Origin of the sequence: Pseudalkalibacillus sp. A8 (assembly GCF_045920555.1) — a bacterium.
In the GTDB taxonomy this organism is placed as follows: domain Bacteria; phylum Bacillota; class Bacilli; order Bacillales; family Fictibacillaceae; genus Pseudalkalibacillus.
The window spans coordinates 3,837,947-3,850,711 of the sequence record NZ_CP174509.1 but is presented as its reverse complement, the minus strand read 5'-3'; the positions used below and the strand labels follow the sequence as shown (position 1 = coordinate 3,850,711).

Sequence of the window (12,765 nt, the reverse complement as noted above, 5' to 3'; positions counted from 1 at the left end):
TTTTTTCCTCCATATAAGTTTAAATATTTACTTTATTTGGTTCTATTAGCTTGGTTTCAACCTTTTTTCCTTTAAAAAATAATGATTGCACTTCTGCCCGTCTTGCTATTACTTCAGCTGAACAAGAAGCATTGACCAGTATCATCGTTGCCTCATCGCCAACCTTTGGCCAGACGCGTTCTCCCTTTTCATTTAATGGAGTTATTCCTCCTGTTGCATATTTTAAAGCAGAAGCCAGTGAGTATTCGTTAATCATTCGGAATCGTTCTGCGAGAATTCCTAACTTTTGAATCGTATTCCCAGTTCCGAAGGGTGACCAATGATCGGTAATGCTATCATGACCGACGGATACAGGAAACCCCAATTTATCAAGGGTTGGAATCGGAATCGTAGCGCGGTTAATCGGAACGGTCGTAGTGACATCAATCTCCTGGTCCTTTAAAATAGCAGCCATTTCATAAAGGGCTTCACCTTGCAGATCTCCTAAAGCAATACCATGACTGATCGTTGCTCTTCCTTTAAGACCAGATTCTTTCGTATAATGAGCCATTCTTTCAAACGTAAAAGCACCAAGGGTGTTAGGGTCATGGAGATGAATATCTACACCTTTATTGTTCTCAACGGCTATTTCAAAAATTGTCGCTAATGATTTTTCTATATTTCGATCAACTGTCGCAGGATCAACTCCACCAACAAGTGTTGCCCCATTTTTCATTGCATCACGGATGAGTTGAACAGAGTCACTTCTAAGCAACCCATGCTGTGGAAAAGCAACAATTTCGTAGGTAAGAACATCTTCATATTTTTTCAAGGCATTTACGGTTGCCTCAAGATTTTTCAGACCAATGATTGGGTCGACATTACAATGGGTACGAATATGGGTATGACCATGTTTTAAGTATAATTCAATCATTTTCTCTGCACGTTCTTGGGCCGTTGGTAAAAGCTTTGGCAACAGTTCTCGTTCCTCTTCTAATCTTGTGAAAATCCCTTTGGTTATCGGAGTACATGCCTTCCATGGCCCACCGTAGTAGGTTTTATCGATATGAATATGCATATCCCTTAAAGAGGGGAGTAGAAGCTGGTAATTTGCATCAAACTGCTGATCATCTGATTCTGGAGCTATGTGAGTGATTTCTGTTATTCTTCCATCTTCTATTTTCAAGTGGCAAATTTCCGTCTCCGTTGCGGCAATACGATCATTGTCGTAAATAAAACCCTTTTCTAAACGGACATTTGTTATCCATAAATCTGTCATGCCGATTCCTCCAATTCATAAAATTGGGAAAAGTACCTTTTCAAACAAAAGTACTTTTCCTCGATCATTTGCAATTACAAGTTCAAGTAACAAACAACTTTTTTACTTAATCACCACATCATCAATCATTAGGTAGTTTGCAGCATTCAGCCAAAAACCACTAACGTTTTTGCTATGTGCAGCCATATGCTCGTAGTTACGGATTGGAATATAAACAGTATCCTCAATTTCCATTTGCATTACTTGTTCATATAGTTTTAAACGTTTTGCCTCATCTGTTTCTTTACGTGCTGCTTCAATTAATTTATCTACCTCTGGATTACTATAATAGAAATGGTTGCCTGGAGCTCCTTGTGATGCCGAATGGAATAAGTTGTATTGATTGTAGTCCCCATCGCCTGTTGCATTTCCCCAACCACCGATAAACATGTCATGATCGCCTTTGTCGATGATATCAATATAAGCACCATACTCCATCACTTGTATTTTCACATCCACTCCAATCCCTTTTAATTGAGATTGAATAACTTCTGCCATGTTAATACGTTCTTTGCGATCACTTGTTAATAATGTGAGCTCAAGTCCATTTTCATAGCCTGCTTCTTTCAGTAATTTCTTTGCTTCGTTCAAGTCATAGTCATATGGCTTTACCTTGTCACTATGACCGAACACCATCGGGCTCATTGCTGAGTTTGCTAGGGTTCCAACATTATTATAGACACCTTTAATGATTGCTTCCCTTTCAATCGCATGGCTGATTGCTCTTCGAACCTTAACATCATCGAGAGGCTTTTTCTTTATGTTGAAACCTACATATTCAACAGCTAGTCCTTTTGTACGATAAAGCCCCATAGAATCGGAAGCTTCAATTCGCTCAATTTCAGTTACAGGTACTTGGTCGTTAATATGAGCTTCACCTGTTTCAATCATTGCAAGACGAGTTGCATCTTCAGGAACGACTTTGAATATGACACGATCAATGTTAGGTTTCTTGCCCCAGTAGTTATCATTTTTCTTTAATGAAATTTCTTGACCGGTCTTCCAAGATTCAAAAACAAATGGACCTGTACCAACCGGATGCTCTGATAATTTCTCGGGGTTTTCAGCTAATACTTTTGGGCTAATAATACTTCCTTCATTACTTGCCAAAATAGATAGAAGCGGGGCGTATGGATATTCAAGCAATAATTGGACTGTATACTCATCAATAACTTTCACTTCTTTAATCATTGCAAATTTCTCACGCTGCGGTGAACTAGTGTTTGGATCGAGCAAACGGTCAAAGGTTGCTTTTACTGATTCAGCATTAAAAGGCTCTCCATCATGAAATGTAACACCTTCTTCTAACTTGAATTCCCAAGTCGTATCATTTACAACTTTCCATTCTTTCGCCAACAGCGGTTTAATTTTGAAATCTTTGTCTGGTTCAACTAGTCCCTCATAGACCTTTTGATAAACGATATTCGCAGAAGGAATATCGGTAATGAAATGGGGATCTAGCTTTGTTGCATCGGAAAGCCGAACAACTGTTAATGTACCACCATCTTTTGTCGTTTCTTTTTTGTTTGCAGTTTCGTTTGAAGTAGTTGATTTTGTTGAGCACGCCTGAGCAAACAATATCATTAGGCCAATCAAAACAAATAGAATTACACTTCTTATTCCGCGTTTTCTTCTCTGCATTATTCTCTGTCTCCTTTGTTGTGTTTTCAAAATTCCTTGATTTTAGAACTTATTCACCATCCTCCGTCAATTGCTTATCTGTATTATAAAAAATGATGAACTTGAACATTTACAGAATATTTACTAAAAATTTAAATATTTTGACAACTGGTTAAAAAAATATTCACTTTTAACTGAATGTTGATACATAATCAATAAAAAACAATGAAATTTACGAAGGGGGACCATGACAACTAGCATTACTCCATATTTCTTAGAAAAAATAATAAGGAGGGTTATATATGTCACTAGAAGCAAAAAAAGAACAACCATTTGTTATCACACAAACTATTACTCAACCAAAACAATCTAAACTAAAAGATTTCTTTTCTATTTTAATATTAAATAAAGCGGCGATGGTTGGGGCGATCATTATCCTTTTTTATATCTTTATCGTTTTATTCGCGCCGCTAATTGCTCCGTACGATCCATATGAAATCAAATTGGAAAATAAGTTGATGCCTCCATCTGCCGATCACTGGATGGGAACAGATGATAAGGGAAGAGATATTTTAAGTCGAATTTTATATGGTTCAAGACTTTCAATGGGAGTCGGATTTGCAGCTGTAATGTTTGGCGCATTTTTTGGGATTATTTTGGGACTAGTTTCCGGCTATTATGGCAAATGGATTGATTCAATCATTATGAGAATGATGGATGTCATGCTTGCCTTTCCAGGAATTTTACTTGCATTAGCTATCATAAGTGCCCTAGGACCAAGTCTGATTAACGTTACAATTGCCGTTGGTGCTTTTTCCGTTCCATTATTTGCCCGAATTGTCCGTGGGTCTACCTTAGAGGTGAAACGTTTGGAGTATATTGATGCGATCCGCTGCCTCGGTGCAAATGATTTAACAATTATTTTCAAACATGTTCTTCCGAACATTCTTTCACCAATTATTGTCCAAGGAACTTTACGTCTCGCCACAGCAATTCTTTCCGCTGCCGGCTTATCGTTTCTTGGCCTTGGAGCCCAACCTCCGTCTCCTGAATGGGGGACGATGTTAAGTAACGGTAGAGAATTCTTATTCTCAGCACCTTATATCGCCTTATTTCCAGGTTTGGCGATTTCGATTCTTGTTTTAGGCTTTAATATTTTTGGAGATGGACTTCGCGATGCGTTTGATCCACGTATGAAAAAATAAATCATAGTATTAGAGGAGGTTACGACCAATGTTAATGTTTGTTATTCGACGACTTATGGAAACCATCCCGGTTATTATTGGGGTAACATTTGTTGTTTTCTTCATCATGCAGCTTGTGCCCGGTGATCCTGCTGTATTGCTTGCAGGTGAAGGAGCTTCAAAAGAAACTATTGAAGCAATCCGTGAGCAGTTGGGGTTAAACCGCCCATTATTTGTTCAATATTTCGACTATTTAGCAAACATATTCCGAGGCGATTTGGGCGTTTCATTGAAGAATAGCCAGCCTGTCCTTGATGAAATATTGGTAAGATTACCAATCACTATAGAGCTCGCTCTTTTTAGTACTATTATCACTGTCATTTTAGGGATGACAGCAGGGATTATTTCAGCCGTTAAACCTTATTCCCTCACTGATACAATTGTGATGTTAGTTGCCTTATTCGGTATTTCATTACCAAGTTTTTGGTTTGGCTTGATGCTGATGTTTTTCTTCTCAGTAAAGCTGCAAATTCTTCCTGTTACAGGATGGGATAGCATCCTGCATATTATCCTTCCAGCCCTAACATTAGGGGCAGGGGGGGCGGCAATCGTGGCTCGGATGACTAGATCCAGTATGCTCGAGGTCATTCGGCAGGATTATATCCGGACAGCACGTGCTAAAGGACTACGCGAACGAGTGATTATTTATAAGCACGCGCTACGAAATGCATTAATTCCCGTTATTACGGTTGTCGGATTACAGTTTGGTGCCTTGCTTGGAGGAACTGTCCTGGTTGAATCGATATTTGCCATTAACGGGCTTGGGAGAATGATTGTTGATGCGATTCGTATGCGAGATCTGCCAATGGTTCAAGGCGGAGTATTAGTTGCCTCCCTAGTCTTCGTCATTGTGAATTTATTTGTTGATATTTTGTATCGATTCTTCAATAAACGGATTGAATTACATTAAAGGGTGGTGAAGAGTAGTGACTGAGAATAACAGAAACATTTTAGAAGTAAAAGGGTTAAAAACATATTTCTATACAAAACACGGTGTAAGTAAAGTGGTCGATGGCATTGATTTTACACTGCAAAAGGGCGAAACTCTAGGTATTGTAGGTGAATCCGGCTGTGGAAAAAGTATAACATCTCTTTCCATCCTGCGGTTAATTCCCTCTCCTCCTGGTAAAATTACAGGTGGGCAGGTACTTTTTAAAGGAAAAGATTTAGTGGTGGTTCCAGAGGACGAAATGAGGAAAATTCGTGGAAATGAAATCTCAATGATTTTCCAGGAGCCCATGACCTCGTTAAATCCTGTGATCCCTGCCGGGGAACAAATTGCAGAAGCTATAAGGCTGCATCAAAAAATGGGGAGAAAGGTAGCCTGGGATAAAGCAGTTGAATTGCTTAAGCTGGTTGGAATACCTTCTCCCGAAAAAAGAGCGAAACAGGAGCCATTTCAGTTAAGCGGTGGAATGAGGCAGCGTGTAATGATTGCAATGGCACTTGCCTGTACTCCAGAAGTCTTAATTGCTGACGAACCAACAACTGCATTGGATGTAACTATTCAAGCACAAATACTAGAGTTAATTAAAGATTTGCAAACAAAGCTAGGCATGGGCGTCATCATGATTACTCATGATTTAGGGGTTGTTGCTGAAACATGTGATACGGTTGCGGTCATGTATGCTGGCAATATTGTCGAACAGGCACCTACTGAAATGATTTTCACCAATCCAAAACATCCATACACCCGAGGCTTACTCGATTCATTACCTAAAATTCATGAGGATCAGGAAGAATTACGTACGATTGAAGGTACAGTACCAAGTCCATATAATATGCCGACTGGGTGTCGTTACGCCTCAAGATGCCCTTTACAAGAACCAATGTGTCACCAAGAACATCCGAAGTTAATTGAACAAAGTGATGGTGCAAAGGTACGTTGTTGGATGTATACCGATCGATGGACAGGTCAAATTGAAAAAGAGGAGGTTCTATAATGATACAAGCTGCGACAGAAAAAAAAGTATTGTTACAAGTGGATCATTTGAAGCAATATTTCCCAGTTAAAAAAGACTCCACTTTTAAACCTAAAACATATGTAAAAGCAGTTGACGATGTATCATTCCATCTTTTTGAAGGTGAGACATTAAGTATTGTCGGCGAATCAGGATGTGGTAAATCTACAACCGGGCGTGCGATTTTAAGACTAGATGAACCAACGGATGGAAAAGTCTATTATTCGGGGAAAAACATTTTAAACCTTAATAAAAAAGAGATGGGAAAACTTAGGGGAGATTTACAGGTTATTTTTCAAGATCCTTTTGCCTCTCTTAACCCAAGGCAAACAGTAAAGCAAATACTTAATGAAGCAATGGCCATTCAAAAAGTCGTCGAAAAATCAAAAAGAATGGATAGAATGCTAGAATTACTCGGCTATGTGGGACTTCCACCAGAAGCACTAGAGCGCCACCCACACGAATTTAGCGGCGGGCAGCGGCAGCGAATTGGGATTGCTAGAGCACTTGCTGTTAATCCGAAATTAATTATTTGTGACGAAGCGGTATCAGCATTGGATGTTTCCATCCAAGCACAAATCCTTAATCTATTAAAAAATCTGCAAAAACAGTTTCAACTTACCTTTCTCTTTATTTCACACGATTTGAGTGTCGTTCGACATATTTCTGACCGGGTAATGGTGATGTATTTAGGAAAAGTAGTTGAAATTGCGGAGAAAAAAGCATTGTTCGGTTCACCGCTCCATCCATATACTAAAGCATTATTATCATCAATTCCTGTTCCTTATCCAACGTTAAAAAAGGAGCGCGTTATTCTAAAAGGAGATGTGCCATCCCCAATTGATCCGCCTAGAGGATGCCGTTTTCATACACGCTGTCCATTTGTGACAAAAAAGTGTAAAGAAGAGGAACCTGAATTAAGAGAATTGGGCGAGAATCATTTTGTAAGCTGTCACTTTGCAGAGGAATTGGTATAAAAAACCATTTTCAAAAAATAGTGAATTGTTTAGTATTTATATTAAAAGGGGGTTACACAGCCTCCCTTTTTCTACATCTAAAGGAGATACTTACCTAATGCTGACAATAGAAGCTTTCTCCATTTATATTATGTTCTGTGTGTTAGCCCCTTTGTTAGGCGCTTTTACATTACTATTTTTATTTATTTTTGAAAAACGAATTGATCTGCTAGAAAAGCAAACACGGGAAATTGCTTTAGAAAAAGAGCTGCAAACTGCACTTTATAATCAATTAAACCAAGAAATCCAGCCACATTTCTTTTTTAATACGTTAAATTCCATTTTAAGCTTAGCCAGGCTGGACCGAAAAACAGAATTAATTCGTTCCATTGAAGCTTTATCAAAACTCCTTAAATATAAATACAAAACAAACAATACGTTCATAACCATTGAAGAGGAATTATCCTATGTAAATCATTATTTGGAAATACAAAAAATTCGGTTTCGAGATAAACTTTATTATGAAATTACAACAGATCCAAAGGTTAATCAGGCCATCATCATCCCTTTTTTAATTCAAACATTTGTCGAAAATGCTTTTAAACACTCATTCGAAAAATCGATCGATGAAGCCTTTCTGAAAATAATCATTGAAAAAAAGGAAAAGGAAGTCCATGTAACGGTTTGGAACAACGCTTATGAAACCTCTGAGGGGCCACCTTATAAAGGTGGACTCGGGTTAGAGAATATTACAAAAAGGCTTAAGCTTCTATTTCCAACAGATCACAGATCTGTACAATTAACGAAAACCGAAGATGGTACGAGCGTTTTAGCTATTTTTCCGTTTGTACTAAAGTCAGAGATTTAGGAGGTGCCCATTCATTATGAATGTTCTGCTAGTAGACGATGAATTACTTGAATTAGAACAACTTGAATATTTAATTCAAAAAAGGTTCCCGACCTGGTCAATTTTTAAGGCACAAGATGCATCAAAAGCGATTCAAATCGTGAAACAACATGACATCTTTCTTGCATTGCTAGATATTCAACTACCCGGAAAAACAGGATTAGAATTAGCAAAGGAACTAACGGATTCATATACAATGGACATTATCATAGTTACGGCTTTTCAAAATTTTGAATATGCTAAAACCTCCATCAGGATCGGGGTGATAGATTACGTTACGAAACCCGTCATTGAAGAAGAGCTGATGGCAGTATTAATTAGGTATGAAAGGCTGGGACGTTATTCAGACCAGGTCATGAACGCTTTGCACATTATTCATCATGAGTATAGCGAAAAATTAACTTTAAATTATTTAGCTTCTAAAATTCATATCAACCCTGCCTATTTAAGTAGAAAATTTCAGGAAGAAGTAGGGATGGGCTTTTCTGAATACTTAAATGATTATCGTTTAAAGGAAGCTCAAAAAATGCTAATTGATTATCCCGATTTAAATATATGTACCATCTCAGAAAGATGTGGATTTAACAGCCAGCATTATTTCAGCCAAATCTTCCGGAAAATGACAGGGCAATCTCCTCGTGACTATCGAATAAAGGAGACACACCGTTGAAAAGATATGATTATCAATTTTATATAAGTGGTGCCGCCAAACTTGGGATTGGCTTTGGTATTGTCAGTTTGTTGGCACGATGGGTGACAGGAAACACCATTCTTTCCGCTCCTGAAACGTTAATAAAATACAGCCTCACCGGTGGAATTGGCTATTCCCTAATGGGGGCTTTCGCTCTCATTTTTTTTGGCTTTATAGCTAAAAAAATCCGTGAAAAGTTTCCTGATCAACAGACGATTGGAGATGTATTAAAACAAAAGTTGACAGCCAGTGGATATTGGTATATGATCTCTGTTCTATTTTTGACGAGCTTATATTCCTTATTTATACAGGCAATGGGAGCAGGAATTCTTATACACATAATTTTCCCGATTCCTGTTTTTTTCGGGATGTTGTTGCTTTTAGGATTTTGCTATTTAGTCGGTGGAGTTGGTGGTTTGTATCGGCTCCATCAGCTTTCTGGCGTAAATGTCGTATTGATTTTTGGGGCTGTCATCGTAATTCCTGTCTATTTCTATATTCAAGAAGGTGTTCATCCTGTATACGAGGGAATTAAGCTTTATCATCCCTATATATTGTTCTTTAAGAATACAGAAGCGATTTGGTTTATTTTTACAGCTGTTTTAATTGGTTGTGGACAAGTCATAACTGATCGAGCCACTTGGCAGAGAATCTTTATCATTCAAAAAGAAAAGGTACAAATGACCTTTACTTTAGCTGGATTGATATGGGCAACCATTCCTCTTGCATTATCATCTTTATTGATGATCATTATCTTTGAAAGAAGCTTTGAAAATATTTATTCACTGTTGTTTGAACTAGTCGACAAAATTCAAACGACAATGCTGATCATCTTATTTGTTTTATTTTGCTTTAGTGCGATTTCATCTGCCATAAGTGCAGAACTGCATGCTACGACAACCTTGTTCGTAAAAAATGTCATGGCAGTGTTTCGTCCTCTAACTGATCGTGATAAATGGAGATATACCTATACTTTTTCTGGGGGGGTATGCGCATTACTACTTGTAATCGCAAGTATTCTCACGCCAAATCCTCTCGAGTTATTATTTTTCTTTGGGAATATATACGCTTCCATCATTGTGCCGATGTTATATATCATTCTCAGTAAAAAAAACCTTCCTGCCATCATTCCTTTTTCATCGTTGATTGGTGTCATAGGAGGTTATTTATCATCACCATTGACCAATGATTTAAAAGCTATTTGGGTTAGTTTTTCCATCTCTGGTTTTATTTGCCTGTCTTTATTTATAAAAGAATATCTAGCAAGCTGAAGATATAGAGGAAATATGGAGGGAAGAAACATTGGGAAAAAAACAGGCACTGCTTGAAAATAAATCGACCTATAACTCTGATTTATTACCAACCAAACCAGATGCTAGAACATGGAAGTTTGGACACTTTTTCACTATTTGGATAGGTTCCGTCCATAACATACCATCTTATGTTACAATTGGCGGGTTCTTTGCGATTGGGTTATCCATTTGGCAAGTATTTTTCATCATTACGATTTCCTCCATTCTACTTGCGATCATGATGGTGTTGAATGGTCATGCTGGAACCAAGTACGGAATCCCTTTCTCTATCCTGCTCAGTAAGAGCTATGGTACAAAAGGAGCGATTGTTCCAGGGGTGATGAGGGGGGTTATTGCAGCGATTATGTGGTTTGGTCTTCAAACATATGCAGGTAGTTTCGCATTATCCATTTTAATTGGGGAATTTTGGCCGGATTATTTATCATTAGGCGGAAATTGGAGTTTTTTTGGGTTAAACTTATCTAGTCTTCTTTCCTTTCTCCTATTCTGGATCATCAATGTTTTTTTTATTTATACCGGAATGGATTCATTAGGGAAATTGACAAAACTGGTTACACCTTTAGTTTTTGTTGTTTTCGGAGGAATGTCGGTTTGGACAATCAATCTGGCTGGCGGAATTTCCCCGATTTTGAACTATAGTGCGAAAGGTGTAGAAGGGAATAGTTTTCTCATTTTCCTGGCCTGTGTTTCTGCCATTTTAGCCACCTGGGTCGCACAAATTTTAAGTGTTTCTGATGTAACAAGGTTCTCGAGTTCCAATAGGGACCAGTCTATCGGACAAATCTCAGGACTTATCATTACTTATTTATTATTTTCCGTAGTGAGCATTACGATCATAGTCGGGTCAGAAATTGCATTTGGTGTTCCAATCTGGAATGTTCTCGATGTAGTAGACCGATTTGATAACAAATTTGCCATTGTACTTTCTTTACTTACGATCTGTTTATCTACATTATCCGTTAATATTGTCGCTAATATCATTCCTGCCGGTTATCAGTTGACCTCTCTTTTTCCGAAAAGACTAAACTTTAAATCAGGTGCTCTGATCGCCACTATTATTGGAATAGTCATTATGCCATGGAAGTTAATGGAGAATTCCACAAGTATTTTTGCCTTTTTGAATATGGTTGGTGGATTGTTGAGTCCTGTTATCGGAGTGATGCTGATACATTATTTTGTCATCTGTAAAAGAGAAATTAATATACAAGAGTTATATTATTCAGGCAGTAAGGCCCATCGATCAAGCAGGGTGAACATGCCTGCAATACTTGCAACTCTATTGGCAGGGTTATTTAGTTTATTAGGTAACTTTATACCTTTCCTTGAACCTTTCTACAGTATTTCTTGGTTTACCGGAATTTTATTAGCAATCCTTCTTTACCTTTCATTTTTTTATATCGGTAAACTGTTAAAATCCGGAATAACAAAAAGAGGATGAATTTTTTCATCCTCTAAAAAATTGCATTTTAATTGATTGAGTTTTCTAGTTTAAAAAGCCGGAAACCATATTTCCTTTGTAAACGACAGCCTTACGCTCCGACCGTCTTGCAACGGCTTCCGCAGAACAGCTAGCATCAACAAGAACCATATTAGCGTCATCGCCTGGTTTTGGCCAAGCTTGATTACCGCCTTTGTCTAATGGAGTGATACCACCGGTAATATATTTTAGAGTTTGCGAGAGCGAGACTTCATCTGTCCAGCGGTAACGCTCCACTAAACGAGCTACTCTTTCCAGTACATCACCGTTCCCTGTAGGCCACCACGAGTCATAGATATTATCGTTTCCTACTGCAACATCCACGCCGATATCGTCTAATAGATCAAGAGGAGGAACGTTTCGGCCGGTTGGAAGGCTAGTCACGATTGAAATACCTGCATCTCTCAATATATGAGCCATTTCACTTGCTTCTTCTGTCGAAACATCTCCGAGTCCAAAGGCATGGCTGACTGCAACTCTTCCTTCCCAGCCAGCTTGTTTCGTTAAATAGGCAAGCCTCTTCATCGTAAAAGTCCCGAGGTGACCAGGGTCATGTAAATGCAAATCAATATCTGCATTCCCATCAACTGCCAAATCCATTAACTGTACTAAAGATGCTTCAATATTATTATCTACCGTTGCGGGATCCACGGCACCAACGATCCCTGCACCGTTTCTCAAAGCATCTCTTAAAAGGGTTACAGTTCCTGAGCGCAACAAGCCATGCTGGGCAAATGCAACAATTTCTGAGCTTAGTTTATTAGAATATGTTTCTAATGCTTGTAAAACACCTTCTAAATTTTTTAACCCCACTTCAGGGTAAATATCGACATGAGATCTTATGTGAGTAGAACCGAAAGACAATAAAATCTCGAGCAAAGCTTCAGCCCGGTCTCTTGTACTCGATTGGATAGTTGCCAGGATATTTTTTTCAATTTCGCACCGTTCAACCACACTTGAAGCAGGAATACAAGCTCTCCAATCCTCGCTCATGTAGGTCTTATCTAAATGAACATGCTTTTCAACAAAGGAAGGTAGTAGCAACAATCTTTTTGCATCTCTGACAGGCAAGTTATCAGAAAGAGGCTCTTTAGCTTTTATGATCTTCGTAATTTTCCCATCTTTTATTAATAAATGATACAGCTCGGTTAATGTTCCTACTACTTTTCCATCCTCCTTTTTATAACCAAATTCTAATTGTGTATTCTTCAACCAGTAACTCCGTGTCAACTTATTCACCCTTTCTTTTACTTAAAAACAAAGATAAAAGGGGGTATTCAAATATGAATATCCCTCTCA

11 protein-coding genes are annotated in these 12,765 nt (G+C 38.2%); 8 read left to right on the top strand and 3 right to left on the bottom strand.

Features of this window, described 5'->3' with window-relative positions; genetic code table 11:
• Positions 1–19: 19 nt before the first annotated feature.
• Complete coding sequence (locus ACJROX_RS19870) at positions 20–1,258, bottom strand: amidohydrolase family protein (RefSeq protein ID WP_408006936.1); 1,239 nt, start codon at positions 1,256–1,258, stop codon at positions 20–22.
• Between the two features lie 102 nt (positions 1,259–1,360).
• Complete coding sequence (locus tag ACJROX_RS19865) at positions 1,361–2,938, bottom strand: glutathione ABC transporter substrate-binding protein (protein WP_408006935.1); 1,578 nt, start codon at positions 2,936–2,938, stop codon at positions 1,361–1,363.
• A 281-nt stretch (positions 2,939–3,219) separates the two neighbouring features.
• On the opposite strand from ACJROX_RS19865, the gene ACJROX_RS19860 reads away from it, so the two are divergent.
• From ACJROX_RS19860 to ACJROX_RS19825, 8 genes are read left to right on the top strand one after another with little or no spacing between them, the layout of a single operon-like run.
• Positions 3,220–4,122, top strand: a complete 903-nt coding sequence (locus ACJROX_RS19860; protein WP_408006934.1) for an ABC transporter permease — start codon at positions 3,220–3,222, stop codon at positions 4,120–4,122.
• A 28-nt stretch (positions 4,123–4,150) separates the two neighbouring features.
• Positions 4,151–5,071: a nickel ABC transporter permease gene (gene nikB, locus ACJROX_RS19855; RefSeq protein ID WP_408006933.1), complete on the top strand. Its 921-nt coding sequence runs from the start codon at positions 4,151–4,153 to the stop codon at positions 5,069–5,071.
• A 16-nt stretch (positions 5,072–5,087) separates the two neighbouring features.
• Positions 5,088–6,104 (top strand): ABC transporter ATP-binding protein, encoded by a 1,017-nt coding sequence (locus ACJROX_RS19850; RefSeq protein ID WP_408006932.1) that lies wholly within the window; start codon positions 5,088–5,090, stop codon positions 6,102–6,104.
• Positions 6,104–7,099 (top strand): ABC transporter ATP-binding protein, encoded by a 996-nt coding sequence (locus ACJROX_RS19845; protein WP_408006931.1) that lies wholly within the window; start codon positions 6,104–6,106, stop codon positions 7,097–7,099. Before ACJROX_RS19850 ends, ACJROX_RS19845 begins: the two co-directional genes overlap by 1 nt.
• A complete protein-coding gene (locus ACJROX_RS19840; protein WP_408006930.1) occupies positions 7,080–7,946 on the top strand; it encodes a sensor histidine kinase in 867 nt (288 codons plus the stop codon). The genes ACJROX_RS19845 and ACJROX_RS19840 overlap by 20 nt, the downstream gene beginning before the upstream one ends.
• A gap of 16 nt (positions 7,947–7,962) precedes the next feature.
• Entirely contained in the window at positions 7,963–8,655 is a 693-nt protein-coding gene (locus ACJROX_RS19835) for a helix-turn-helix domain-containing protein (RefSeq protein ID WP_408006929.1), read from the top strand.
• Entirely contained in the window at positions 8,652–9,947 is a 1,296-nt protein-coding gene (locus ACJROX_RS19830) for a hypothetical protein (RefSeq protein ID WP_408006928.1), read from the top strand. The genes ACJROX_RS19835 and ACJROX_RS19830 overlap by 4 nt, the downstream gene beginning before the upstream one ends.
• Before the next feature lie 31 nt (positions 9,948–9,978).
• Positions 9,979–11,427: an NCS1 family nucleobase:cation symporter-1 gene (locus tag ACJROX_RS19825; RefSeq protein WP_408006926.1), complete on the top strand. Its 1,449-nt coding sequence runs from the start codon at positions 9,979–9,981 to the stop codon at positions 11,425–11,427.
• Positions 11,428–11,472: 45 nt separating this feature from the next.
• Here ACJROX_RS19825 and ACJROX_RS19820 read toward each other — a convergent pair whose 3' ends face one another.
• Complete coding sequence (locus ACJROX_RS19820) at positions 11,473–12,696, bottom strand: amidohydrolase (protein WP_408006925.1); 1,224 nt, start codon at positions 12,694–12,696, stop codon at positions 11,473–11,475.
• Positions 12,697–12,765: the final 69 nt, after the last annotated feature.